Source organism: Cellulomonas sp. URHD0024, assembly GCF_000426185.1.
In the GTDB taxonomy this organism is placed as follows: domain Bacteria; phylum Actinomycetota; class Actinomycetes; order Actinomycetales; family Cellulomonadaceae; genus Cellulomonas.
Genome location: NZ_AUEW01000001.1, coordinates 95657 through 121504 on the forward strand (window position 1 = coordinate 95657; position 25848 = coordinate 121504).

At 72.0% G+C, this 25848-nt stretch carries 23 protein-coding genes; 16 read left to right on the forward strand and 7 right to left on the reverse strand.

What is annotated here, in order from left to right; all coding sequences use genetic code 11:
* Window positions 1-39: 39 nt before the first annotated feature.
* Window positions 40-369, forward strand: coding sequence for a hypothetical protein (locus I847_RS0100420; RefSeq protein WP_028048102.1), 330 nt, complete (start codon window positions 40-42; stop codon window positions 367-369).
* Window positions 370-375: 6 nt separating this feature from the next.
* Here the strand turns inward: I847_RS0100420 and I847_RS0100425 are convergent, their stop codons facing one another.
* Window positions 376-630 (reverse strand): DUF5703 family protein, encoded by a 255-nt coding sequence (locus I847_RS0100425; protein ID WP_028048103.1) that lies wholly within the window; start codon window positions 628-630, stop codon window positions 376-378.
* Window positions 631-741: 111 nt separating this feature from the next.
* On the opposite strand from I847_RS0100425, the gene I847_RS0100430 reads away from it, so the two are divergent.
* Entirely contained in the window at window positions 742-1029 is a 288-nt protein-coding gene (locus I847_RS0100430; RefSeq protein ID WP_028048104.1) for a hypothetical protein, read from the forward strand.
* Here the strand turns inward: I847_RS0100430 and I847_RS0100435 are convergent.
* Window positions 1026-1985, reverse strand: a complete 960-nt coding sequence (locus I847_RS0100435) for an aldo/keto reductase (protein ID WP_028048105.1) — start codon at window positions 1983-1985, stop codon at window positions 1026-1028. The two genes, I847_RS0100430 and I847_RS0100435, sit on opposite strands and share 4 nt — an antisense overlap.
* Window positions 1986-2063: 78 nt before the next feature.
* On the opposite strand from I847_RS0100435, the gene uppP reads away from it, so the two are divergent.
* Window positions 2064-2960 (forward strand): undecaprenyl-diphosphatase UppP, encoded by an 897-nt coding sequence (gene uppP, locus I847_RS0100440; RefSeq protein WP_034608647.1) that lies wholly within the window; start codon window positions 2064-2066, stop codon window positions 2958-2960.
* Here uppP and I847_RS21175 read toward each other — a convergent pair.
* On the reverse strand, window positions 2957-3982 hold the full coding sequence (locus I847_RS21175; protein ID WP_231384021.1) for a magnesium and cobalt transport protein CorA: 1026 nt from the start codon (window positions 3980-3982) through the stop codon (window positions 2957-2959). The two genes, uppP and I847_RS21175, sit on opposite strands and share 4 nt — an antisense overlap.
* A 56-nt stretch (window positions 3983-4038) precedes the next feature.
* Between I847_RS21175 and mshC the strand changes: the two genes are divergently transcribed.
* Window positions 4039-5286, forward strand: a complete 1248-nt coding sequence (gene mshC / locus I847_RS0100450) for a cysteine--1-D-myo-inosityl 2-amino-2-deoxy-alpha-D-glucopyranoside ligase (RefSeq protein ID WP_028048107.1) — start codon at window positions 4039-4041, stop codon at window positions 5284-5286.
* Window positions 5287-5428: 142 nt separating this feature from the next.
* Here the strand turns inward: mshC and I847_RS0100455 are convergent, their stop codons facing one another.
* Complete coding sequence (locus I847_RS0100455; protein ID WP_028048108.1) at window positions 5429-6283, reverse strand: PAC2 family protein; 855 nt, start codon at window positions 6281-6283, stop codon at window positions 5429-5431.
* Window positions 6284-6365: 82 nt separating this feature from the next.
* On the opposite strand from I847_RS0100455, the gene I847_RS0100460 reads away from it, so the two are divergent.
* On the forward strand, window positions 6366-7040 hold the full coding sequence (locus I847_RS0100460) for an HAD family phosphatase (RefSeq protein ID WP_028048109.1): 675 nt from the start codon (window positions 6366-6368) through the stop codon (window positions 7038-7040).
* On the opposite strand, the gene I847_RS0100465 is transcribed toward I847_RS0100460, so the two are convergent.
* Entirely contained in the window at window positions 7041-7952 is a 912-nt protein-coding gene (locus I847_RS0100465) for a PD-(D/E)XK nuclease family protein (RefSeq protein WP_028048110.1), read from the reverse strand.
* Between the two features lie 92 nt (window positions 7953-8044).
* On the opposite strand from I847_RS0100465, the gene I847_RS0100470 reads away from it, so the two are divergent.
* The 4 genes from I847_RS0100470 to dop all read left to right on the forward strand — a co-directional run bounded on the left by I847_RS0100470 (window position 8045) and on the right by dop (window position 13667).
* The gene (locus I847_RS0100470; RefSeq protein WP_028048111.1) at window positions 8045-9181 is read left to right on the forward strand and encodes a site-2 protease family protein; all 1137 of its coding nucleotides are present in this window, start codon (window positions 8045-8047) and stop codon (window positions 9179-9181) included.
* Window positions 9182-9192: 11 nt separating this feature from the next.
* Window positions 9193-10203 carry a tRNA (adenine-N1)-methyltransferase gene (locus I847_RS0100475; RefSeq protein WP_028048112.1) on the forward strand — a complete coding sequence of 337 codons (1011 nt, stop codon included), beginning with the start codon at window positions 9193-9195 and terminating at the stop codon, window positions 10201-10203.
* A gap of 164 nt (window positions 10204-10367) precedes the next feature.
* Window positions 10368-12002, forward strand: coding sequence for a proteasome ATPase (gene arc / locus I847_RS0100480; RefSeq protein WP_028048113.1), 1635 nt, complete (start codon window positions 10368-10370; stop codon window positions 12000-12002).
* A 57-nt stretch (window positions 12003-12059) separates the two neighbouring features.
* Window positions 12060-13667: a depupylase/deamidase Dop gene (gene dop / locus I847_RS0100485; protein ID WP_028048114.1), complete on the forward strand. Its 1608-nt coding sequence runs from the start codon at window positions 12060-12062 to the stop codon at window positions 13665-13667.
* A 2-nt stretch (window positions 13668-13669) separates the two neighbouring features.
* Here the strand turns inward: dop and I847_RS0100490 are convergent, their stop codons facing one another.
* A complete protein-coding gene (locus I847_RS0100490; RefSeq protein WP_028048115.1) occupies window positions 13670-17296 on the reverse strand; it encodes an SCO7613 C-terminal domain-containing membrane protein in 3627 nt (1208 codons plus the stop codon).
* Between the two features lie 165 nt (window positions 17297-17461).
* On the opposite strand from I847_RS0100490, the gene I847_RS0100495 reads away from it, so the two are divergent.
* The 5 genes from I847_RS0100495 (at window position 17462) to I847_RS0100515 (ending at window position 21601) form a co-directional block, all read left to right on the forward strand.
* Complete coding sequence (locus I847_RS0100495) at window positions 17462-17659, forward strand: ubiquitin-like protein Pup (protein ID WP_028048116.1); 198 nt, start codon at window positions 17462-17464, stop codon at window positions 17657-17659.
* Window positions 17656-18492, forward strand: a complete 837-nt coding sequence (gene prcB / locus I847_RS0100500; RefSeq protein WP_028048117.1) for a proteasome subunit beta — start codon at window positions 17656-17658, stop codon at window positions 18490-18492. Before I847_RS0100495 ends, prcB begins: the two co-directional genes overlap by 4 nt.
* The gene (prcA, locus tag I847_RS0100505; RefSeq protein ID WP_028048118.1) at window positions 18489-19184 is read left to right on the forward strand and encodes a proteasome subunit alpha; all 696 of its coding nucleotides are present in this window, start codon (window positions 18489-18491) and stop codon (window positions 19182-19184) included. Before prcB ends, prcA begins: the two co-directional genes overlap by 4 nt.
* Before the next feature lie 32 nt (window positions 19185-19216).
* Entirely contained in the window at window positions 19217-20578 is a 1362-nt protein-coding gene (gene pafA, locus I847_RS0100510) for a Pup--protein ligase (RefSeq protein WP_028048119.1), read from the forward strand.
* A gap of 132 nt (window positions 20579-20710) precedes the next feature.
* Window positions 20711-21601: an FKBP-type peptidyl-prolyl cis-trans isomerase gene (locus tag I847_RS0100515; protein ID WP_028048120.1), complete on the forward strand. Its 891-nt coding sequence runs from the start codon at window positions 20711-20713 to the stop codon at window positions 21599-21601.
* A 104-nt stretch (window positions 21602-21705) separates the two neighbouring features.
* On the opposite strand, the gene I847_RS26430 is transcribed toward I847_RS0100515, so the two are convergent.
* Window positions 21706-22056 carry a hypothetical protein gene (locus I847_RS26430; RefSeq protein WP_034608649.1) on the reverse strand — a complete coding sequence of 117 codons (351 nt, stop codon included), beginning with the start codon at window positions 22054-22056 and terminating at the stop codon, window positions 21706-21708.
* A gap of 136 nt (window positions 22057-22192) precedes the next feature.
* Between I847_RS26430 and I847_RS21185 the strand changes: the two genes are divergently transcribed.
* Together I847_RS21185 and I847_RS0100535 are read left to right on the forward strand one after the other, a co-directional pair.
* On the forward strand, window positions 22193-24052 hold the full coding sequence (locus I847_RS21185; RefSeq protein ID WP_051274336.1) for an ABC transporter ATP-binding protein: 1860 nt from the start codon (window positions 22193-22195) through the stop codon (window positions 24050-24052).
* Window positions 24049-25848 carry an ABC transporter ATP-binding protein gene (locus tag I847_RS0100535; RefSeq protein WP_028048121.1) on the forward strand — a complete coding sequence of 600 codons (1800 nt, stop codon included), beginning with the start codon at window positions 24049-24051 and terminating at the stop codon, window positions 25846-25848. Before I847_RS21185 ends, I847_RS0100535 begins: the two co-directional genes overlap by 4 nt.

Below are 25848 nucleotides of genomic sequence, written 5' to 3' on the forward strand. Positions count from 1 at the left end.
TGGAGAGGACAAGGCAGTGCCGCGACGAAGGAGTCGGCCATGGATGAGCGCACGCACGGATCCGACGATGCGACCGTGCACCGTGTCGCCGAGCGCGAGGTCCGCCTCGCCATGGAGCGGCTTGATCTCGCGGACCGGACCCTGAACGTCTACCGCGCGACGGCGTTCCTGACTGCGCTCGGCATCACGGTGTCCCACGACGAGACGCTCGAGGCGGCCGACGACGACGAGCCGGAGTCGACGGCCGGGGACGTGGCGAACCTCATCGAGGTCCAGGGCTGGATCCGGAACCGCGCACCCGCCATGACCGTGGCCCAGTTCCGCGAGCGCCGCCGCCTGCCCACCGTCCACCGCCGCGCCACTGCCTGAGGCGGCTCAGTCGTCGACGGTGGTCTCCGCCAGCGTCGAGCGCACCCGGATGATCTTGCGCCGCAGCCAGACCTTGCGCTCGCCGCCCGCGAACAGGAGCGTCCGCGACAGCTCCCAGCGGCCCAGCTCGGCCTGCTCGGTCAGCATGCGCCGCGCGTCGTTGCGGGAGACCGTCGGGGGGATCCGGAGCACGCGGTACTCGTACTGACCGCCTTGCGCGACCCAGTCGGGGCGCTTCGTCCGTGTCTGACCGTTTGCCATCCGTCACCCCGTCCTCGCCGTCGTCGGGCCCACGCCGCAACTCGAAGTCCTGCCGGTGCCGAGACACCCTACGCGCTGCCATTGTGCCGCGCAGGAGGCTAACGTCGTCGCATGACCGTCGACCCGCGTGCCGCCCTGGACCGCCTGATCGCAGCCCTCGAGGCCCACTACACAGCCGTCGCCTCTCCTCACGGTGAGGACGACCCGGCCGTCGACGACGCGTACGACATCCTGGCCGACGCCTTCGAGGTCTACGACGACGCACTCGGCACCGTGCACGGCGAGGCCACGCCGTTCTACCTCGCCGAAGAGGACGACGACGAGGACGAGGACGACGAGGACGAGGAGTACGACGACCCGGAGGTCGACGCGGACGTCGACGACCTCGCGGAGGCCTAGAACCTCTCGGGGTAGCCGAGGGCCGGAGCGCTGATCTCGCTCAGTGCGCGGCGCAGCTCGTCGGGAAGCTCGAGCTCCTCCGCAGCCAACGAGGCACGCAGCTGCACGGCCGTCCGGGCACCGACGATCGCCGACGAGATCCCGCGGCTGAGCACCCAGGCGAGCGCGACGTCCAGCGCGGTGCGCTCCAGACCCTTGGCGGCGGTCGCCACGGCCTCCACGACGGCGGCCGACGACCGCGCCAGGTAGGGCTCGACGAATCCTGCCAGGTGCGGGGACGCCGCACGGGAGTCTGCCGGGATGGTTCGTCGGTACTTGCCGGTCAGCACTCCGCGCCCGAGCGGTGACCAGGCGAGCACACCGACGCCGAGCACCGTCGAGGCGGGCAGGACCTCCCGCTCGATCCCGCGCTGCAGCAACGAGTACTCGGCCTCGACGGCCGTCAGGCCGATCTCGCGCTCGAGCAGCGTCGCGGCGCGGGCGACCTGCCAGCCGGCGTGGTTGGACAGGCCCACGTACCGCGCGCGACCGCTCGTGACGGCGAGTCGCAGCGCCGAGACCGTCTCGTCGAGCGGCGTGCGGGGGTCGGGAGTCTGCACGAGCCACAGGTCGACGTGGTCGGTGCGCAGACGTCGCAGCGAGGCGTCGAGGGAGCCGAGCAGACCTCCACGGGAGGCGTCGATGACACCACCGGCGCTCGTCTGCCGGATGCCCGCCTTGGTGCACAGGACCATCTCGTCGCGCGGGACGACGTCGCCGAGCAGCGCACCCAGCAGCTCCTCGGCACCGCCGTCCGCGTAGGAGGCCGACGTGTCGATCAGCGTGCCGCCTGCGTCGGCGAAGTCCCGCAGCTGCTCCGAGGCGTCGTGGGCGTCGGTGTCCCGGCTCCACGTCATCGTGCCGAGCCCGAGACGGGAGACCCGCAGACCGGTCCGACCCAGGTGGCGCTGTTCCATGAGGCGCAACACTAATCGGCGCGGTGCGCACCTCAGCGGTAACACGGCACGGATATGGTTCGGCTCGTGACATCGGGAATGGGTGTGGGCGAGGCGATCCTCCTAGGGCTCGTCCAGGGGTTGACGGAGTTCTTGCCGATCTCGTCGAGCGCGCACCTGGCGATCGTCGGGCAGCTCATCGGGTCCGAGGACCCCGGTGCAGCGTTCACGGCGATCATCCAGCTCGGCACGGAGACCGCCGTGCTGCTCTACTTCCGGCACGACATCGTCCGGATCGTGCGAGCGTGGTGGGCCGCCCTGCGTGGGTCGTTGGGGACCACCTGGCGGGCACGGCTCGGCGCGCCGGTCGGCGAGCCGGCCGACCACGACGCCCTCATGGCGTGGTTCATCGTCCTCGGGTCGCTGCCGATCATCGTGTTCGGCGTGCTCTTCCAGCACGCGATCGAGCAGAAGTTCCGCAACCTGTGGCTCATCGTCGTGACGCTCGCCGTCTTCGGCCTGCTTCTCGGCTGGGCGGACAAGGTGGGCGTCAAGCGACGCGGCCTCGAGGAGATGACCGGTCGGAACGCCGTCCAGTTCGGCCTCTGGCAGTCCCTTGCGCTCGTGCCCGGTGTGTCGCGGTCCGGTGGCACCATCACCGGTGGCCTCCTCATGGGCTACACCCGGGAGGCTGCTGCCCGGTACTCGTTCCTGCTCGCCATACCGGCCGTGTTCGGCTCCGGACTCTTCGAGCTGGCCAAGCAGACCGGCAGCTCGTGCCCGACGGCGGGCAGTGCCGGTTTCGGTGCGACGCTCGTCGCGACACTCGTCGCGTTCGTCGTCGGCTACCTCGTGATCATCGTGTTCCTGAAGATCGTCTCGACCTTCAGCTACAAGCCGTTCGTGTACTACCGGCTCGGGCTGGCCGCCCTGGTGGCGCTGCTCCTGCTCACGCACGTCCTGCACCCCGACGTGGCAGTACCCACGTCCTGCTAGAGCCAGCCGGACCGGCGGAACAGCGCGTAGAGGGACCCGCAGATCGCGGCCATCGCGAGCAGCGCGATGGGGTACCCGTAGGTCCAGTCGAGCTCGGGCATGTGCTCGAAGTTCATGCCGTAGATGCTCGCGAGCAACGTCGGTGCTGCCGCGATCGCCGCCCACGAGGAGATCTTCCGGACATCCTCGTTCTGCCGCACCGAGACCTGTGACAGGTGTGCCGAGAGCATGTCCGACAGCAGGTCGTCGTAGGAGCCGAGGTGCTGGTCGAGCCTCTCGACCCAGGCGGTCAGCCGTTGCAGCCACGGCTGCGAGTGTCGGCGGTGCTCGGCCTCCTCGGCCTCGGCGACGAGCTCGGGCAGGACTGTGGTGACGGGGCTGAGCGCGCGCCGCGCCTCGGCGATCTCGCGCTTGAGGTCGTAGATCTGCTCGACCGGGTTGCGCCGGTTGCTGGAGAAGACCGCGTTCTCGACGTCGGCGACCGCGTCGCCGAGACCGACCTCCACGTCCGACGCCTCCGCGACCAGCGACATCAGCACCGCAGCCAGCACCTGGTGGACCCCCTCGTCAGGGATCGGGATGCCGCCCGTGAGCTTCTCGAGCGCACGGCCGACCACGTCCGCGTCGCCCAGCTCGCACATCAGCACGACGCCGTTGCCGACGACGCTCACCAGTGCGCCCGTGTGCACGTCCTTGGTCTGCTCGACGTAGGACAACGTCGGGACCGTGAGCACGATCTCGCCGTCAGGGGAGCGGTCGAGCCGCGCACGGAGCGGATGGTTCGCCGCCGAGGGGTGCGCGCCCGGGCCACGGTGCTCCAGGAGGGCCAGCGCCGTCTCGCCGATGCCGTGACGTCTGCATGCTGCAGCCAGGTCGGAGCGTGCCGCGACGATCACCCAGAGGGTCCCGCCCCGCTTGAGGGCCAGACCGGGGTCGCCCCACCCGGTCGGCGTCCGCGCGACGACGCGTTCGCCGTCGCTGTTCGGAGCGAGGTCCTGCAGACGCGTGGGCTGTTCGGTCACCTCGGCATTGTGGACCCGGGCGCCGTGTCCCGCCGGGACGCGGTTAGGCTTCCGCCGTGCTCACCTGGCCGTCACCGCATGTTCCCGCGCTTCCCGGTCACGGTGATCCGGTACGGGTGCTCGACTCGTCGACCGGACAGGTCGTCCTGGCGGCGCAACGGACGCACGCCACGCTCTACGTCTGCGGCATCACGCCCTACGACGCCACGCACATGGGCCACGCCGCCACCTACGTCGCGTTCGACGTGCTCGGCCGGGCGTGGCGCGATGCCGGGCACACAGTGCGGTACGCCTCGAACGTCACGGACGTCGACGACCCCCTGCTGGAGCGTGCCGCCGCCACCGGCGTCGACTGGCGCGATCTCGCGGAGTCCCAGACGGCCCTCTACGCCGAGGACATGGCGGCGTTGGCCGTGATCCCGCCGGACGTGTACTCAGGCGTCGTCGAGGCCATCCCCGCGGTCGTCGAGGCCGTCGAGAAGCTGCTCGCGGCGGGCGCCGCCTACCGGGTGCCCACCGACGGCCACGACCTGGGTGACGTCTACGCGGACCTGTCCCTCGACGTCTCCTTCGGCACGGTCGCGGGCCTCGAGGACGACCTGATGCGGACCCTGTCCGCCGAGCGTGGCGGCGACCCGGCCCGGCCCGGCAAGCGCGCACCCCTCGACCCGCTGCTCTGGCGACGCTCCCGGCCGGGCGAACCCTCCTGGGACGGCGGGTCGCTCGGGAACGGTCGGCCCGGCTGGCACATCGAGTGTGCCGTGATCGCGCGCGACGGCCTCGGACTGCCGTTCGACGTCGAGGGGGGCGGCTCCGACCTGCTCTTCCCGCACCACGAGATGAGCACCTCGCACGCGCGCCTGCTCGACGCCGGACACGGTGCACGCGTGCACGTGCACGCGGGGATGGTCGGGCTCGACGGGCACAAGATGAGCAAGTCGCTGGGAAACCTGGTGCTCGTCTCGAAGCTGCGCGAGCAGGGTGTGGACCCGATGGCGATCCGGCTGGCCATCCTCGCCCACCGCTACCGCGACGACTGGGACTGGACAGCTGCCGGCCTGGCCGACGCTCAGGCGCGGCTCGAGCACTGGCGCGCGGCTGTGTCCGGCAACGGCGGACCCGACCCGGACGCGACGCTCGCGGCGGTCCGCGCGGCGGTCGCGGACGACCTGGACACCCCCGCAGCGCTGGCCGCGGTCGACGCGTGGGCGACCGTGTCCCTGGCCGGCACAGCTACACCCGTCGAGGGCGCCCCGGGCATCATCGCCCGCACGGTCGACGCCCTCCTGGGCATCCGCCTGTAACAGCCCGCAACGTCCGCACATGTGGGCGCTATAGCCCCCACGAGTGCGGACGTTCGTCGAGGGCCTTCAACAACGTCCGCACATGTGGGGCCCATAGCACCCACGAGCACGGACGTCCGGGGTCGCCTCGGCGGCGGGTGGATCAGCCGCCGGTGCCCTTGTCGCGCCGACGGAGATAGCGCTCGAACTCCTGCGCGATCGCCTCGCCGCTGGCCTCCGGGAGGTCGGCGGTGTCCTTCGCCTCCTCGAGCTGCTGCACGTACTCGCCGATCTCTGCGTCCTCCGCGGCGAGCTCGTCGACGCCGTGCTGCCAGGCGGCCGCGTCGTCGGGAAGCTCGCCCAGAGATACCGGCTCCCCGAGCAGCTGCTCGATCCGGTGCAGGAGCGCGAGGGTGGCCTTGGGCGACGGCGGGTGCGCGACGTAGTGCGGCACAGCGGCCCACAGGGACAGCGAGCGCAGCCCGCGACTCGCGGCCTCGTGCTGGAGCACCCCGACGATGCCCGTCGGACCCTCGTAGCTGTTGGGCTCGAGCCCGAAGATGTCGCGGACCTCGGCGTCCTCGCTGGTGGCGTTCACGGGTATGGGCCTGGTGTGCGGGACGTCGGCGAGGAGGGCGCCGAGGGTCACCACGGTGTTCACGCCGAGCCCGGCCGCGATGTCGAGAAGCTCGGTGCAGTAACGACGCCAGCGCATCGACGGCTCGATGCCGTGCACGAGCACGACCCGGCGTCCGCTGATGGGCGCGGTGGCGACCGCGACCGCGGTGGTCGGCCAGGTGATCTCGCGGCGCCCGTCGGGGCCGTGCCCGACGATCGGCCGGTTCACCTGGAAGTCGTGGTACTCCTCCGGGTCGAGCTCGTCGACGTGCTCGGCGTCCCAGACCTCGTGAAGGTGCTCCAGCGCCTGGGTGGCCGCCGAGCCGGCGTCGTTCCACCCCTCGAAGGCCGCGAGCAGCACCGTCTCGTGGGCAGGCAGGTCCGCGGCAGGCGTGCTCATCCGTCCAGCCTAGGGCGCGTGGCAGCAGTGACGCCGGACGGGAAGCACGTGAGCGCGTCGGACGCGCTCGTAGGATGGCTCGGTGAACCCCCCTCTCGCCGCGGTCCTCTGGGACATGGACGGCACCCTCATCGACACCGAGCCGTTCTGGATGGCTGCCGAGACGGAGCTCGTCGAGGCGCACGGAGGTGTCTGGACGTACGAGGACGGTCTCGCGATGGTGGGCAAGCCCATGATCGTCGGAGCCCAGACGCTCGCCGCCCGCGGCGTCGACCTGCCGCACGCCGAGATCATCGACTTCCTCAACGCGCGGGTCGCCGCCGCGGTCGCGGCGGGCATCCCGTGGCAGCCGGGCGCGCGAGAGCTCCTGGGGGCCGTCCGTGCTGCCGGTGTGCCGATGGCGCTCGTGACGTCGTCGTTCGCCGTTCTCGCCGACCCCTTCGCCGCGGCGGTGGGGCTGTTCGACGTCGTCGTCAGCGGCGACGAGGTGAGCCGACCCAAGCCGGACCCGGAGCCGTACGAGCTCGCCGCACGACGTCTCGGCGTCGACATCGGGTCCTGCATCGCCGTCGAGGACTCGCGCTCGGGCATCGCCTCGGCCGTCGCGTCCGGCGCGTCGACGATCGCGATCGAGGTGCACCACTCCGTGGCAGAGCGCCCGGGCCTGAGCCGTGTCTCGTCGCTGGTCGACGTCTCCGTGGAGGACCTGCTCCGGGTGGCCGCCGGCGAGGTGCTGGACCTGCGGGTCGCGAGCTAGTCAGGCCGCGGGTGCCACACCGATCGACCGTTCCACCGCGCCCGCGGGCACCTCGGGCGGCGTCCCGCCGAACGCCGGGCACAGCGCCTTGAACGAGCACCAGTCGCAGAGCCTCGACGGCCGGGGGCGCCAGTCGCCCGACCGGGCGGCGTCCTCGATGCCGCCCCAGATCGACCGCACGCGCGCCTCGATCGTGGCCATCTCCGACTCCGACGGCTCGTGCGTGAGGACGACGCCGTCGCCGAGGTACTCGAGCTGCAGCCGCTTGGGCAGGATCCCGCGGGTCCGCCAGATCACGTAGGCGTAGAACCGCATCTGGAAGAGGGCCGAGCTCTCGAACCCCGCCCGAGGCGACTTGCCGGTCTTGTAGTCGACCACGCGCACCCAGCCGTTGGGAGCGACGTCGACACGGTCGATGATCCCGCGCAGCTGGGGACCGTTCTCGTCCAGCTCGGTGGACACCATGAGCTCGCGCTCACGGGGTTCCAGCCGAGTCGGGTCCTCGAGCGTGAAGTAGGTCGCGAGCAGCGCCTCGGCGCTCGTCAACCACTCGGTGAGGTCGGCCGGCTCCGTGAACAGCTCGCCGATCGACGGGTCACGTTCGAGCAGCATCTCCCACTGGACCGGCAGGAGCGCCTGGGCGGCCTCGACCGTGCGTTCGAGGGCCGGCAGGTCGAACAGGTGCTCCAGCACCGCGTGCACGAGGGTGCCGCGGGCCGCGGCGGGGCTCGGCGGCTCAGGGAGCCGGTCGATCACCCGGAACCGGAACAGCTGCGGGCACTGCAGGAAGTCGTTGGCACGCGACGGCGACAGACCCGGACGGGAGGGCGGCCGGTCGGCGGTGACGAGCTGTTCGACCGCGTCCTCGACCGCCTCGTCGACGACCTCGAGCTCGAGAGCGTCGCTGCTCATGCGGAGGATGTCCGGTGGGGGATGTGCACGACTCCGACAGTAGGCGCCCCCACCGACACCGGGCCGGATCGACGCACACCTACGCTGTGCACGTGAGCACCAACCGGCCCCCGGAACGTCGCACGCCAGGCTGGGTGATCGGCCGCGTCGTCGGCGCCCCGATCATCCTGGCCCCGAGCTGGGTTCTCGCCGCCGTCCTGCTGACGTTCTTCATCGCACCGAGCGTGCGCCGCTGGCTCGGCGGTGACCTCGGACCGCGGATCTATGTCGTGGCCCTCGGTTTCGTCGTCCTGCTGTTCGCCTCGGTGCTCGTCCACGAGCTCGCGCACGGGCTGATGGCGCGGGCCCGCGGCCAGCACCCGCGCGAGTTCGTGCTCACGCTGTGGGGCGGTCACACGAGCTTCGGTGGCGTGTCCCCGACGCCGCTGACCAGTGTTCTCGTCGCCGTCGTCGGACCGCTGTCGAACCTCCTGTTCGCCGGGATCTTCGCGTTCGCCGCGGACCAGGTCGGCACGGACAGCGTCGGTGGGCTGCTCCTGTGGTCGGGAGCGGTGTCCAACGGGTTCCTCGGGGCGTTCAACCTGATCCCGGGCCTGCCCCTCGACGGTGGCTGGGTGCTCGAGGCGGTCATCTGGGGCATCACGAAGAACCGGCACACCGGCACGGTCGTCGCGGGCTGGGCAGGCCGGCTGGTCGCGGTCGGCGTGCTGGCCTGGGCGCTGCTCGTGCCGCTCATGACCGGTCGGCAGCCCGACATCAGCACGGTCGTGTGGTCCGCCCTGATCGGCTCGTTCCTGTGGTCGGGCGCCTCGGCGGCGGTCCGTGGCGGCCGCTCGCAGAAGGCCGTGACACAGATCACCTTGGCGACGGTCGGTCGTCGTGCGGTCTCGGTCGGCCACACCGACTCGCTGGCCCACGCGGGCACCGTCGCCGCCGCCGCCGGTGCCGACGAGGTCGTCATCCTCTCGCCCGACGGCCGCCCGGCGGCGTACGTGGACCGCGCGGCGGCTGCCTCCGTCCCGGCCGCGGTCGCCGCCAGCACGCCGGTCACGGCCGTGGCGATCCCGCTGCCGGTCGGGGCGTCCGTCGACGGTGCGCTGGAGGGCCAGGCTCTCGTGACGGCGATCGGGGAGGCCACGAGGCACTCGCCCGTGGTCGCGGCGCTCGTCGACGGGAGGGTCGTCGGGCTGATCCGCGCGATGGACGTCGTCGCGGCGATCCGCTCCTAGACTCGGGGACCGTGACCCCCGACCAGACGTCCACCGGTGCCGCGCAACGTCGCGGTCCTTTCCGAGCGGGCGACCGCGTGCAGCTGACCGACCCCCGAGGGCGCCTGCACACGATCACGCTGGCCGAGGGTGGGTCGTTCCACACGCACCGTGGCTACCTGACGCACGACTCGTTGCTCGGTGCTCCCGAGGGGACGGTCGTGCGGAACACGTCGGGGATCGAGTACCTCGCCGTGCGTCCGCTGCTCGCCGACTACGTGCTCTCGATGCCGCGCGGCGCCGCGGTCGTCTACCCGAAGGACTCGGGCCAGATCGTCGCCATGGCCGACATCTACCCGGGTGCCCGCGTGATCGAGGCCGGTGTCGGATCCGGTGCCTTGACCATGTCGCTGCTGCGCGCTGTCGGCGACGGGGGCTCGCTGCACTCGATCGAGCGGCGTGAGGACTTCGCGGCGATCGCGCGCGGGAACGTCGATGGCTTCTTCGGCGGACCGCACCCGGCGTGGGAGCTCTCGGTCGGGGACCTGTCCGACGTCCTGCCGACCGTCGCAGTGCCAGGCAGCGTCGACCGGGTCGTGCTCGACATGCTCGCGCCGTGGGAGAACCTCGAGGCCGTCGCCGACGCGCTCGCACCCGGCGGGGTCCTCATCGCCTACGTCGCGACGACGACGCAGCTGTCCCGGCTCGCGGAGGACATCCGGAGCGACGGCCGATACACCGAGCCCGAGGCCTGGGAGTCGATGGTCCGTGGCTGGCACCTCGAGGGCCTCGCCGTCCGCCCGCAGCACCGGATGATCGGCCACACCGGCTTCCTGCTCACCACCCGACGGCTGGCCGACGGGGTCGACGCCCCGCAGCGTCGTCGCCGGCCCGCCAAGGGTGCGTACCCCGTGGCGGCGGACGGCGCGCCCGCCGTCGACGACTCCGAGCTGTGGTCGCCTGAGGCCATGGGCGAGCGTGCGGTGTCCGACAAGAAGCTGCGTCGCGCGCGCCGCGATGTCGGCCAGGCGCCGACGATCTGACCGACGGGTCACAGTTCGGGAACTTCCGGACGAGTCGGGGGCGTCGGGCGGCCGGGTGTTGACATCTGTGGTTAGGGTCGTCGGACCAGCAGGCACAACGCGGTGCACGATGGAGACGGAGCCCTGACGACGGAGAGCTACGCGCAAGCGGAACGGAGGCCGACATGACTGATCCGGGCGCCCCTGGGCGGGACCTGCACCGAGAGCTCAGTGTCCTGGCGGCCAAGAACGAGCGCCTCAGTGACGCGCTCGTGGCGGCACGTGAGCAGATCATCGACCTGAAACGCCAGGTGGACGACCTGGCCAAGCCGCCCGGCACGTACGCCACGTTCCTCGGGTCTCGGGTCGACGGAAGCGTCGACATCATCTCCGCCGGCCGCAAGATGCACGTGGGTGCCAGCCCGTCGCTCGACGTCGCGACCCTGCGCCCGGGCCAGGAGGTCATGCTCAACGAGGCGCTCACGGTCGTCGAGGCCGGCGGCTACGAGGAGGTCGGCGAGCTCGTCACCGTCAAGGAGCTGCTCGGCACCGACCGTGCGCTGGTGGTGGGTCGTGGCGACGAGGAGCGCGTGGTCCGCTTCGCGGGCCAGGTCCGCGACGCGCACGTCCGGATCGGCGACGCGCTGACCATCGACTCGCGCAGCGGCTTCGTCTTCGAGGTCATCCCTCGCGCCGAGGTCGAGGACCTGGTCCTCGAAGAGGTGCCGGACATCGACTACAAGGACATCGGGGGTCTCGGCCCGCAGATCGAGGCGATCCGCGATGCCGTCGAGCTGCCGTTCCTGCACCCCGAGCTGTTCCGAGAGCACGGGCTCAAGCCGCCGAAGGGTGTCCTCCTGTACGGCCCGCCCGGTTGCGGCAAGACGCTGATCGCCAAGGCTGTCGCCCACTCGCTCGCGGCGACGGCGGCTGCTGCCCGAGGTGAGGACACCGCCGACACCAAGAGCTTCTTCCTGAACGTCAAGGGCCCCGAGCTCCTCAACAAGTACGTCGGCGAGACCGAGCGGCACATCCGCCTGATCTTCGCGCGCGCCCGGGAGAAGGCGTCGCAGGGGCACCCGGTCGTCGTGTTCTTCGACGAGATGGAGTCACTGTTCCGCACCCGTGGGACGGGCGTCTCGAGCGACGTGGAGACCACGATCGTGCCGCAGCTGCTGTCGGAGATCGACGGGGTCGAGCGGCTCGAGAACGTCATCGTCATCGGCGCCTCCAACCGCGAGGACATGATCGACCCCGCCATCCTGCGACCCGGCCGGCTGGACGTGAAGATCAAGATCGAGCGGCCGGACGCCGAGGGGGCGCGCGAGATCTTCGCCAAGTACCTGGTTGCCAGCCTGCCGATCCACCCCGACGACCTGGCCGAGCACGGCGGGTCCCAGTCGGAGGCGGTCGAGGCGATGATCAGCCGCGTCGTCGAGCGCATGTACACCGAGAGCGACGAGAACCGCTTCCTCGAGGTCACCTACGCGAGCGGCGACAAGGAGGTCCTCTACTTCAAGGACTTCAACTCGGGCGCGATGATCCAGAACGTCGTCGACCGCGCCAAGAAGTCGGCGATCAAGGACTTCCTGGCCAGCGGGCAGCGGGGGATCCGGGTGGACCACCTGCTGACGGCGTGCGTCGACGAGTTCCGCGAGAACGAGGATCTGCCCAACACGACCAACCCCGACGACTGGGCGCGCATCTCCGGGAAGAAGGGCGAGCGCATCGTCTTCATCCGGACGATCGTGCAGGGCAAGAAGGGTGCGGAGGGTTCGCGCACCATCGAGACGGTGACGAGCACGGGGCAGTACCTGTAGCCCGTCTGGCGACGGACAGACCGGCGCGCGGTCGCGGGACGACCCTAGGGTGGTCCCGTGACTGTGCGCCGCGTGATGGGGATCGAGACCGAGTACGGGATCCTCCAGCCCGGCCGACCGCTTGCCAACCCGATGCTGCTGTCGTCGCACGTCGTCGCCGTGCACGCAGCCGCGCGGGACGGTGCGCGCACGCGTGCGCGGTGGGACTACGACGACGAGGACCCGCTGCACGACGCCCGCGGGTTCCACCTGCAGCGCGCGTCGGCCCACCCGTCGCTGCTGACCGACGACCCGGAGGCGCCTGCACCCTCGGGCGACGGGCCGCAGGCCCTGCCGCGCGCGTCCACCGACGAGTACGAGGACCCAGGTGCGGCCAACGTCATCCTCACGAACGGCGCACGCCTCTACGTCGACCACGCGCATCCCGAGTACTCCTCGCCGGAGGTCACCAACCCGCTCGACGCCGTGCGCTGGGACCGGGCCGGTGAGCGCGTGATGCTGGCGTCGGTGCGGGCCCTCGCCTCGACGCAAGCCCTCCCCGACGTGGCCCTGTACAAGAACAACGTGGACGGCAAGGGCGCCACCTACGGCATGCACGAGAACTACCTCGTCGACCGCGCGGTGCCGTTCAACGACCTCGCGGCACGACTCATCCCCTTCTTCGTCTCCCGCCAGGTCTTCACCGGCGCGGGGCGGGTCGGGGTGGGCCAGCGCGGCGAGGCGGCGGGCTTCCAGATATCGCAGCGGGCCGACTACATGGAGGCCGAGATCGGTCTCGAGACGACCCTGCGGCGTCCGATCATCAACACCCGGGACGAGCCGCACGCCGATCCCGACCGCTGGCGCCGGCTGCACGTGATCATCGGTGACGCGACCATGCTCGAGGTCTCCACCTACCTGCGGCTGGGCACCACGTCGCTCGTCCTGTGGCTCATCGAACGGGCGGTGGCCGAGGGTGGAGCAGGCGGTGCGCTGTCCGTCGTCGACCGACTGACGCTGCGCGACCCGGTGCAGGCGGTCCACCTGATCAGCCACGACGTGACCCTGACCGCCCGCGTCGAGCTCGTGGACGGGCGCCGGCTGACGGCGCTCGAGATCCAGCGGGAGTACCTGACCGCTGTACGGAGCGCGCTCGCACACACCGGCGACGAGCTCGACGAGCAGAGCGAGGACGTGCTGGACCGGTGGGCATCCGTGCTCGACCGGCTCGCGACCGACCCGGCCAGCTGCGCCCGCGAGGTGGAGTGGCTCGCCAAGCTCCGCCTGCTCGAGGGAATGCGTCGCCGAGACCACCTGGCCTGGGACCACCCGCGACTGGCCGCGATGGACCTGCAGTGGTCGGACGTGCGGCCCGAGCGCGGCCTGTACCACCGGCTCGTGAGCGCGGGCGCCGTGGAGCTGCTCGTCACGCCGGAGCAGGTGAGCGAGGCGGTCCTGCACCCGCCGCGGGACACCCGCGCGTACTTCCGCGGTGAGGCGGTCGCCCGCTACGGCGCGGAGATCTCGGCCGCGAGCTGGGACTCGGTCGTGTTCGACGTCCCCGGGGCAGCCACCTTGCAGCGCGTGCCCATGCGCGACCCGCTGCGTGGCACCGCAGCACATGTCGCCGACCTGCTGGACCGGAGCCCGGACGCGGCGTCGCTGCTGGAGGCGCTCGGAGCCTGACGTCAGCTCATCGCGGCGACGTAGCGGACCGCCTCCTTGGCGTCACGGAGCCGACGTTCGTAGGTGAGCCCGAGCCCGAGGAGGGCCGCCCCTCCCACGGCGAGGATCGGCCACCAGCCCAGCCCGCCGATCGCCTGGCGCGTCACAGGAGCGAGCTGGACGAGCAGCTGGACCAGGAGAGCCAGCGATCCGACGACGAACGGCGCCTGCCAGCGCCGCGCGGCACCCACCCAGACGGCGAGCAGCCCTCCCGCGATGACGAGGCCGACGCGCCAGCCGGCACCCGTGGCGAGCGCGGTCAGCGTAGGGACCGCCAGAGCACCGACGAGCCCGGGGCCCAGCGCGAGCCAGGACTGCGTCTCCGGGACCGCACGCAGACGGACCGCACCGACCACCAGGGCGAGCAGACCGAGCCCGACGACGATGGCGTCCTGCGGGACCCCGGACTCGTGGTGCAGGGCAGCGTTCGTGCTGAGAGCGAGAACGAGCGCGCCCATCCAGAACAGGTCGGCCGGCGGCGCGGTCCAGCGAGCTCCACGCCCGCCGGGCAGCAGGGTCGTGCGGGCTGCACCCCGGGCTGCCAGGTAGGTGCCGAGCGCGGCGCCGACGCCGAACCGCACGACCCCCACGGGTCCGTCGTCGCGGGCGAGCAGCGCGGGCGCGCAGGCCACGAGCACGACGAGCCACGGCGTCGCCCTCCGCAGCAGCGGGTCCCGACCGGGCCGGGCGAGCAGCCAGGCGACGCAGGCCCCGGCGAGCAGGGCGGCCGCGGGCAACGCCCACGCCTCGATGGCGGGCTGCTGGTGATCGGGCCAGCTCTGCGCGGCGAGCACCACGGCGCGCCGCGTCGGACCGAGCAGGGCGAGAGCCCCGCCGACGGCGGCGAGCGCGAGGACCGGGTCGACGACGTCGGCAGCGTGGGGTGCCGGGCGTCGGCGCACGACCACATGGGCTGCGAGGACGAGGACGGTGGACGCGGCGGTGGCGAGGAGGGTGCGGTCGAGACTTGCACCCCAGAGCACGAGTGGGTCGGAGACCACCGCGGTCGGAACGGTGGCCAGGGCGAGCCCGCTCCCGAGCAGGACGGCGGCCTGGGCGCCGCCGTATCGCCAGCGCACGAGCCCGACGACGGTGAGCACCGCCCCGAGCGGAGCCAGGTACGCCTCCGGGACCCCGACGTCCCGGACGACGAGGGCGCACCACGACGCCGCGACGAGCAGCCCGAGCGCTGCCCAGAGCTCGGCGCGCCGGTCCAGGCGAACCGAGCACACGCCGGCCACGAGCGCGGCGAGCACGAGGCTCAAGGCGGCGACGGAGGTGCTGTAGCCGCCCGACGCGAGAACTCCGACGGCGACGACGGCCCAGCCGGAGACCTCCAGCGGGACCCGCCGGTCGGCGAGTCGGACGGGCAGCGCTCCGGCGATCACTGCCGCTACCCCGCCGATCGTCACGATGACGAGGCAGAGTGCGACGGCGTCCGGCCAGCCGGTCAGTGCGCGCGCCGTGACGAGTGCGAGGACGGTCGTCGGGGCAGCGACCGCGGTCGCCCCGATGACCACCGGCGCCAGCAGCCTCCCGGGTCCCCACACGGCGACCGCGAGCTCGGCGAGGACCGTGACCGCACAGAGGGCGACCATGGGACCGGCGACCGCAGGCGAGAGCGGAGCTGCGACGGCCCAGGTCACGCCGCCCACGATGCCGCCGACGGTGAGTGCGACGTGCCGCTCCGGCACGGTGCGCGCCCACCACAGGGCGACGGCCGTCAGGACGGCAACCGATGTCGCGGCCGCGACAGTGAGGGCCTCGGCGACGTCGCCCGCGGTCAGAAGCTGTGCCAGTGCTCCCCATCCGAGGACGGAGGTGGCAAGCGTCGAGACCGCCCGAGCGAGCTCGGAGCGGCTCCACCAGCGCGACGAGAACGCCACGGCAGCCCCGGCGGCCAGGACCACCCCGATCCACCACGACTGCCCGGCGCTCGCGACGAGGGCCGCGACCAGACCGACCGTCGCCCCGACGCGCAGGTACCAGCGGAGCCACCCGACTCGCAGGAGCCCTGTCACGGCGGCGGCGGAGCTGGCCACCACGAGCGCAGCGTTCGCGTGCCCGCCGCCGACGAGCGCGGTCGCGACGAGCACGAGCGTGGTGGTCACTGCCGCGGCGCCGTGCCGAGCCGCGGGTGCGGCATGGCCGCCGCGCCACCGGGCGACGACCAGGAGGAGCGCCACCAGCGCCACGGATCCACCGAGCTCTCCGGTGGCCCGCTCGAGGGTCCAGCTCGTGACGGCGGGGTTCGCGACCGTGTCTGCGCCCACCAGCACGAGCCGTCCGAGGGTCGGTACGCCGACTGCGAGCGTGCCGATCGTCGCTGCGTCGGCGCAGCGTCCGGCCAGCCGCCGTCCACGTAGTCCGCGAGGCCAGCGAGCGACCACGAGCACACCGGCGACCGCGGTGGCTGCAGGCAGCAGCACGGCGTCGAACCCTGCGAGCACCGAGGTGATGGTCGCCGCGGTCGCGGTCGACACGCCGACCCAGACGGCCCACGACGAAGCCCGAAGCGCCCCGGCGGCACGATCCTGGAGCGCGGCCAGCACCGACTGGAGGGTGCCGACGAGTGCGCCGGAGAGGAGTACGGCGACGCAGGACCATGCCCCGCGATCGTCGCCTGAGGTGCTCAGCGTCCCGACGACTGCGGTGAACCACGCCAGCCCCATCGCGGCGAATGCGAAGACGTCGAGGACGGCGCGCTCGGCGGACAGGTTCGTCCCGCGGGCCCACGGGACGAAGCGGAGCGTGGCGACCGCCACGACGGCGAGCAGGAGCGTGGCCACGCCGGCCACCGACCCAGCCGTCCCCAGCAGCATCAGCGGAGCGAGCGGGAGCAGCACCGCGGCACTGACCGTCCCGGCCCGGATCCTGGCCAGGACGCCGTACGCCCCGAGCAGGGTCGCGCAGATGAGGCAGGCGACAGCCGCGTACACCGCGGGGTCGGCGTCAGGGACGAGACCGATCGCGTACACCGCCCACGCGTCGAGGACGACGAGCACGGCTCCGAGCACACCGACCGCCTGCGCCGACCCGTGCAGCTCGCGGCGCTCGAGGACGACCGCGAGGCCCAGGACGACGATCGTGCCCAAGGCGATGACGGCCCCCCGCTGGGCGACGTCCATGACGTCCCAGCTGAACACCAGGAACACGAGGCTGGCCATGGCCAGGAGCGCCACGCCGAGGATCTGCAGGACGGTCTGCACCCGCCACGGGACCCGCGGCTTCGCGACCCGGGGCGGCGGTACGTGCGACGGGGGTGCGAAGCGCGGGACCGGAGCAGGGGACGGGACCGGGGCAGGGGCCGGGCCGGCGGGCACGAAGGTGGGCTGGGCCGCGTGCGGCGCCGAGACCGCCTGGGCGGCCCTGAACCGTGCGGCCAGCTCGGCCCGTGCCTCGATCGTGGCCACGGCGTCGAGCGACGACTGCCAGATCTGCCGTCCCGCATCGCCCGAGAGGTCGAGCCAGCACGTGCCACAGGTCGTCGTCACGACCCGGCTGCCACACGCCGGGCACAGCGCGGTGTCCAGGAGGACGCGCCGGGCATGGGCCATGGGAGGCGTCAGGTGGATCTCCGGCTCGGTCATCGGGAGATCCTGTCAGTGCAATTGACCGCGGGTCAGCGGATCGGCCTGTGTGTGGACAACGTTCGCCCGTCCGGTCGTCCGAACAGCGAGCACGTGAGCCAGGACCGTCGGAGGATGGGCCTAGGGTGGAGCTGAGCACGTCAGCTGGCACACCGGGAGGTCACGATGGCTGGTCAGGAACACGTACGCCCACGTCGCGAGGACGAGGAGCCGGAGGACGGTCCGGACACCCCCGCGCCCTCGGCGCCCAGTGCGCAGTCACGTGACGCGGACGTCGACGCCCTGCTCGACGAGATCGACGACGTCCTGGAGTCCAACGCGGAGCAGTTCGTCCGCGGGTTCGTCCAGAAGGGCGGCCAGTGAACCGGTACGACACGTCCGCCTCTGGGCGGCTGCCGCACGCGTTCACGACGCCCGGCTCGTCGTCGTTCGTGGAGTTCCTGTCCAGTCACGCACCGCACCTGCTGCCGGGCAGCCGACCCGCCGGGGAGGTGCAGGCGCCGCACGGCACGACGATCGTGTCGCTCACGTTCGACGGCGGCATCGTCATGGCGGGGGACCGGCGCGCGACCATGGGGTCGATGATCGCGAGCCGCGACATCGAGAAGGTCTTCCCGGCCGACGAGTACTCGGCGGTCGGCATCGCCGGTACCGCGGGCCTCGCCATCGAGCTGGTCCGGCTGTTCCAGCTCGAGCTCGAGCACTACGAGAAGATCGAGGGCTCGATCCTCTCTCTCGACGGCAAGGCGAACCGGCTCGCGACGATGATCCGGGGGAACCTCGGGCTCGCGATGCAGGGGCTCGCCGTCGTGCCGTTGTTCGGTGGCTACGACCTCGACAAGCGGACGGGCCGGATCTTCTCCTACGACGTCACGGGCGGTCGGTACGAGGAGCACGACCACCACGCCGTGGGATCCGGTTCGGTGTTCGCGCGGGGCTCGCTCAAGAAGCTGTGGAAGCACGACCTCGACGCACAGGGCGCCGTCCGCGTGGCTGTCGAGGCACTCTGGGACGCGGCCGACGACGACTCGGCCACCGGCGGTCCGGACCGCACGCGGGGGATCTGGCCCGTCGTCGCGACGGTGACCGAGTCCGGTTACCTACGGGCCTCCGACGACCAGCTCGCGGCGATCGTCGAGCAGGTCGAGGACCAGCGGCGAGGGGCTCACCGGGCCCGGGGAGGTGGCCAGCGATGAGCATGCCCTTCTACGTCTCGCCCGAACAGCTGATGAAGGACCGGGCCGACTACGCGCGCAAGGGCATCGCGCGCGGTCGGTCGGTCGTGGTCCTGCAGTACGACGACGGGATCGCGTTCGCCACGGAGAACGCGTCGCGAGCGCTGCACAAGATCTCGGAGATCTACGACCGGATCGGCTTCGGAGCCGTCGGCAAGTACAACGAGTTCGAGAACCTCCGGGTCGCCGGGGTGCGCTACGCCGACCTGCGCGGCTACTCCTACGACCGGGTGGACGTCACGGCTCGCGGGCTCGCCAACGCCTACGCCCAGACGCTCGGGACCGTGTTCACCACCGAGTCCAAGCCGCTCGAGGTGGAGATCGTGGTGGCCGAGGTGGGCCAGCAGGCGTCCGGGGACCAGATCTACCGGCTCGCGTACGACGGTTCGGTCACGGACGAGCACGGCTACGTCGTCATGGGTGGGCAGGCCGAGCGGCTGGGCACGCTCGTCACGGAGGAGTGGCGCGCCGGGATGACGCTGCCCGAGGTGCTCGGACTGGCGGTCCGGACGCTCGGAGCGCCCGCGGAGGACGGCGGTGAGCACCGGGCGATCCCGGCCTCGCAGCTGGAGGTGGCCGTCTTGGACCGGACGCGGCCGCGTCGGACGTTCCGTCGGCTCGCGGGTGCCCTGCTGGAGGACCTGCTCGACTGACCGGCCTTGCACGACACCAGGGAGGTATGGCGATGGACAGGCGGATCTTCGGCCTGGAGACCGAGTACGGGGTGACGTGCGCCGCCCAGGACGGGCGCGGGCTGTCGGCCGACGAGGTCGCGCGGTACCTCTTCCGCAAGGTCGTCGCGTGGGGACGCTCGTCGAACGTGTTCCTGCGCAACGGCTCCAGGCTCTACCTGGATGTGGGGTCGCACCCCGAGTACGCGACGGCGGAGTGCGACGACGTCCGCCAGCTGGTCACGCACGACCGAGCCGGCGAGCGCATCCTCGAAGGTCTCGTGGCGGACGCCCAGCAGCGGCTCGAGCACGAGGGGCTGCCGGGCACGATCCACCTGTTCAAGAACAACACAGACTCGGCGGGCAACTCCTACGGCTGCCACGAGAACTACCTGGTACGCCGGCAGGGCGACTTCTCGCGGCTCTCGGACGTGCTGGTGCCGTTCCTCATCACGCGCCAGATCCTCACGGGGGCGGGCAAGGTGCTCTCGACGCCGCGGGGAGCCGTCTACTGCTTGTCGCAGCGCGCCGACCACATCTGGGAGGCAGTCTCCAGCGCGACCACCCGTTCTCGGCCGATCATCAACACGCGCGACGAGCCGCACGCCGACGCCGAGCACTACCGGCGCCTGCACGTCATCGTCGGAGACTCGTCCATGTCGGAGACGACGACGATGCTCAAGGTCGGCACGACCGACCTGCTGCTGCGCATGATCGAGGCCGGCGTGCCCATGCGGGAGATGGCGCTGGAGAACCCGATCCGGGCGATCCGTGAGATCAGCCACGACATGACGGGCATGCACCCGATCACGATGGCGAACGGGCGGACCGTCACGGCGGTCGACCTGCAGGAGGAGTACCTGACGCGGGTCAGCGACTTCCTTGCGTCGGAGGGTGGGCCGACCCCGGAGAACAAGCAGGTGCTGGACCTGTGGGAGCGCGGCCTGCGTGCACTGCGCACCGGTGACCTGTCCCTCGTGGACCGCGAGCTGGACTGGGTGATCAAGTACAAGCTCATCGAGCGGTACCAGGCCAAGCACAACCTCGAGCTGTCGGACGTGCGCGTCCAACGCCTCGACCTCGCCTACCACGACATCTCGCGGACCGAGGGCCTGTACAACCTGCTCGCGGCCCGGGGCATGGTCGAGCGGGTCACCACCGACCTCGAGATCTTCGAGGCCACCGCGGTCCCGCCGCAGACCACCCGCGCGAAGCTCCGCGGCGACTTCGTGCGCGCCGCGCAGGACGCCCGGCGGGACTACACCGTGGACTGGGTGCACCTCAAGCTCAACGACCAGGCGCAGCGCACGGTCCTGTGCAAGGACCCGTTCCGGAGCGTCGACGAGCGGGTCGATCGGCTCATCGAGTCGATGTGAGGGGTCGCTGACGGGCCGGCAACCTGTCGGGCGACCCAGGTCGGGACCGTACAGTGTCCCGGTGCGTCGGCCGGTCGTCCGGTCGGCGAGGTGTCCCGTGCCACGGGCCCAGCGACCACGAGGAGGACCGACGTGCGCCGACTGCGCGCCCTGGCAGCGGCAGCCGCCCTCGTGCTGTCCCTCGTCGGGGTCGCCGGGTGCACCACGCCCGAGGACGCCGTGCCGGACGTCACGGTGACCGGTGAGCCGGGGGAGGCGCCGACGATCACCTACCTGACGCCGCTCGACGTCAAGGAGACGCACCGGGAGCAGCTCTGGCCCGGCACCGGTCCCACGCTGGTGAACGGCGACGCCGTCCTCATCGACTACTGGCTGGAGGACGCGACGGATGCGTCGCTGGTCAGGGAGAGCTACTCCACCAAGCCGATGGCCAAGATGCTTACCGAGGTCGACCTGGGCAAGGACCTCTTCAAGACCCTGCGCGGTCAGAAGGTCGGCGCCCGCCTGCTGCAGATCAGCCCTGGCAGCGGGACGGACGCCACGGACTACCCGACGGTCACCGTGATCGACGTCCTGCCGACCCGGGCGTCGGGGAAGGTCGTCCCGCCGGTGGCCGGTAAGCCGGTCGTGACTCGCGACCAGTCCGGTGCGCCGACGATGAAGCCGACCGGTACAGATCCTCCGACAACGCTCGGCGCCCAGCCGCTGATCCGGGGAACCGGCGACCAGGTCGAGGCCGACGACGTCGTGACCGTCCAGTACACGGGGTTCTCCTGGACGACCGGCGAGCCGTTCGACTCGAGCTGGTCGCACACCGGCCTGCCCGTCTCGTTCTCGTTGCAGGACGTCCAGGCCTTCTCCGAGGGGTTGGTCGACCAGCCGGTGGGCAGCCAGGTGATGCTCGTGGTGCCGCCTTCCTACGCGCTCGGTATCACCGACAGCGAGGAGATGGCCGGGCAGACGGTGGTCTACGTGGTCGACATCCTCGACACGGGCCACCCGGCCGGCGCAGCATCAGGCTGATCGAACCGGCAGGGGGCGCCCCAGCGCGACGAGGTCCTCGGGCGAACCCTGCCCGTCGACGTCCGCCGCCCGACCGCGTCCGACGAGGTAGAGGGCCAGCTCGCTCACCTCGCCGCGGACCACGGCCGTGCCGTCGCCGTCCCGGGCGGGGTGCAGGACGTGCCGGCCAGCAGGTTGACGAGCTCCGGGGCCCACGCGGTCGGCTGCAGCCGCGAGGGTCCGGCGGCCACGCGGTCGACGAGTGACTGGTACCCGCTCGGCGTCATCGCCGTGTCCGCGAGCCTGTCGATGGCTGCGTCGGCCCGTCCGGACAGCGGCGGGAACGACGAGGGCGCGACCGACGACCGGGGAACGTTCGCGCAGCACGACGTGAGCCGCGAGGTGGCGCGCCTCCACCCGTCGCAGGTGCGGCGGCCGCGAGGGCGCTGCTCGCGCTCGATCCGGTGCCACGACATCCCGCGTGCTCGCACGATGCGGGCGTCCGGACCCGTCGAGCGGGCCGTCCTCCCGCCCGTGAGAAACTGGCTGGCAGTCCCAGCCCGCCCCTTGGAAGGTCTTGTCGTGCCCACGCCAGCAGCGCCACCTCGATCCATGGCGCTCACAGGTTCGGTGCCGCGTCGCGCCGCGCAGCTCGTGTGGCGCGGGATGCGGGACCACCCGGGCACCTACGTCGTGGCCGTCGGCACGTCCGCGGTCTTCGGCGTGCTCACGGTCGGCGTCAGCCGGGTGCTCGGCACGATCACCGATCAGGTGGTGGTCCCGGCGATCTCCGGTTCGGAGCACGCGTGCGGCGAGATCTGGCGAGCGGGTGCGGCCATCGCCCTCGTCGCCGTCTCGCTCGCGGTGACGGTCGCGCTGCGTCGGATCTTCGCGGGCCGCGGGTTCGCCCTCATCCAGGAGGACCACCGCGCCGGCGTGACCCGCCAGTACCTGCACCTGCCGATGAGCTGGCACCGCAGACACCCGACCGGCCAGCTCCTGTCCAACGCGAGCGCGGACGTCGAGGCGGCGACCGGCATCTTCAACCCGCTGCCGTTCGCGCTCGGCGTCGCGGTGATGCTCGTCGTGGCGACGGTCGCCCTGTTCCGGACCGACGTGTGGCTGGCGCTGGCCGCCCTCGTCGTCCTCCCGCTCGCCGTGGTCGCGAACGTGGTGTTCCAACGTCGGATGTCGCCCGCGGCGATCCGCGCCCAGCAGCTGCGGGCGGAGGTCGCGGACATCGCGCACGAGAGCTTCGAAGCCGCGGTCCTGGTGACGTCGCTGGGCACTGCCGCGCGCGAAGAGGCCCGGTTCGCGGGTCGGGCGACCCAGCTGCGGGCCGCGAACGTCCGCGTCGGGACCGTCCGAGCGATGTTCGACCCGGTGATCGACGTCCTACCCGGCCTGGGCACGCTCCTCGTGCTCGCCGTGGGCACGGTGCAGGTCAGCGCGGGGAACGTCCAGACCGGTGACGTCGTCGCTGCCGCCTACCTGCTGACCCTGCTCGCCATCCCCGTGCGGGCGTTCGGGTGGGTGCTCGGCGAGGTCCCACGCGCGCTCGTCGGGTACGACCGCATAGCCCGGGTCCTCGATGCGCGCAGCTCGCTCCCACCCGGCGACCGGTCCTGGGCCCCGGCCACAGGCGGCGTGCGGGTCCAGCTGCAGGGCGTCGGAGTGAGCGTGGGGCTGCCCGGGGGCGGCGACCTGGCGCTGCTGCGCGACGTGGACCTGGACGTCGCACCCGGTCGGACCGTCGCGGTCGTGGGACCGACCGGCTCCGGCAAGACCACGCTCGTCTCTCTCGTGAGCCGGCTGACCGACCCGACGGCCGGTGCCGTGCTGGTCGACGGCATCGACCTGCGGGAGGTGCGCCCGACGGACCTCGCCCGGCACGTCGCCCTCGTCTCGCAGACCACCTTCGTGTTCGAGGACACCGTGCGCGGAAACGTGACGCTCGCCGACGCGGGTGAGCCCGGAGCCCCAGACGACGAGGCGGTGTGGGACGCGCTGCGGGTCGCGCGCGTCGACGACGTGGCCCGTGCCCTGCCGGGCGGTCTGGACGCACCGCTCGGCGAGCGCGGCGCGAACCTGTCAGGCGGGCAGCGTCAGCGCCTGGCGCTCGCCCGCGCGCTGGTAAGCGGACCTGCCGTCCTGATCCTCGACGACGCGACGTCTGCGGTCGACCCTCGCATCGAGCAGGCGATCCTGCGGGGTCTGCGCGGGGGCACAGGGCCGACGGTCCTGCTCGTGGCCTACCGGATGTCGTCGGTGCTGCTCGCCGACGAGGTCGTCCACATCGACGGCGGCCGCGTGGTGGATCGCGGCACGCACGAGGAGCTGCTGGCGCGCGACCTCGGGTACCGCGACCTGGCGACCGCGTACGAGCAGGAGAGCGCCCGCCGCGCCGCGGAGGTCGACGACGAGCTCGCGCTCGACGAGGTCGTGGACTCGTTCCTGAAGGACCCGGCGTGAGCGCGTTCGCACCGGCGAGCTCGCTCGGCGTCCTCGCCACGCTCAGGCGCGGCGTCGCGGTCTCCCCGCAGCTCGTCGCCGGGTGGAAGGTCACGTTCCTGCTGGCCGTCGTCGCGTCGTTCGGCCGGGTCCTCGTGCCGATCGCCGTGCAGCAGACCGTGGACACCGGGATCCAGGCGCCCGGCGGCCCGGACGTGCGGCGTGTGGTCATCCTCACGAGCGTGGCCGCGGTCGGTCTGCTCGTCGGCGCCGCGTGCTCTGCGGCCGTCAACGTCCGACTGTTCCGCTCCAGCGAGAGCGGCCTGTTCTCGCTGCGCACGCAGGCCTTCCGCCACGTCCACGAGCTGTCCGTGCTCACGCAGAACACCGAGCGCCGCGGATCGCTCGTCTCGCGCGTCACCTCGGACGTCGACACCATCTCGCTGTTCGTGCAGTGGGGCGGCATCATGCTGCTCGTCTCCGTGCTGCAGATCGGCGTGGCCACCATCCTCATGGCCGTCTACTCCTGGCAGCTGACCCTGATCGTGTGGGCGGGCTTCGTTCCGCTGTTCCTCGCGCTGCGTCCGCTGCAGAAGCGCGTCAACGGGCGGTACACGGTCGTGCGCGAGCGGGTCGGCGCGATGCTCGGTGCGATCTCCGAGTCCGTCGTCGGTGCGGAGACCATCCGCGCGTACGGCGTCGGCGAGCGCACCCAACGTCGGATCGACGAGTCGGTCGCCTCCACCCGGGCGGCGATGGTCCGGGCGCAGAACCTGGTGGGCGCGGTCTTCTCCAGCGGTGTCCTCGTCGCGAACCTCGTGCTCGCGGTCGTGGTCGTCGCGGGCACCTACCTCGGGATCGCGGGACAGCTGTCGGTGGGCAAGCTGCTCGCCTTCCTGTTCCTCGTCCAGCTGTTCACGGGTCCCGTCCAGATGGCCACCGAGGTGCTCAACGAGCTGCAGAACGCCGTCGCGGGCTGGCGCCGGGTGCTCGGCGTGCTCGAGACGCCGATCGAGGTGGTCGACGCCGGCGCCGACGGCGTGCCCAGCCCGCCCGGTCCGGCGACTCTCGAGCTGCGCGACGTCGCCTACCGCTACCCGGACGGCCCGCCGGTGCTCGTCGACGTGGACCTGTCCGTTCCTGCCGGGTCGTCGGTCGCCGTGGTCGGCGCGACCGGGTCGGGCAAGACCACGATCGCCAAGCTCGTCGCCCGGTTCATGGACCCGACTGCCGGTTCCGTCCTGCTCGACGGCGTGGACCTGCGGGACATCCCCGTCGACCAGCTGCGCCGTCGGGTCGTCCTGGTGCCCCAGGAGGGGTTCCTGTTCGACGGCACGCTGGCGGAGAACATCGCCTACGGCCTGCGTTCCGACGACGACGCGGCGGGGGCGCCGGCCGACGACGCGCGCGTCCGCGCAGCGGTCGAGGCCCTCGGGCTCGCGGACTGGGTCGACGACCTGGCCGCCGGGTTGGGCACCGCCGTGGGGCAGCGCGGCGAGTCGTTGTCCGCGGGGGAGCGGCAGCTGGTCGCGCTGACCCGCGCGTACCTCGCGGACGCCGACCTCCTGCTCCTCGACGAGGCGACGTCGGCCGTCGACCCGGCGACCGAGGTGCGCATCGCGCGTGCCCTGGAGTCGCTGACGCGCGGGCGCAGCACGGTGACGATCGCCCACCGGCTCTCCACCGCGGAAGCCGCCGACTCGGTCGTCGTCGTCGACGCCGGGCGCGTGGTCGAGGTCGGGCACCACGACGACCTGGTGGCCCGGGAGGGGCACTACGCCGCACTCCACTCCGCCTGGGTCTCGCAGACCCGGTAA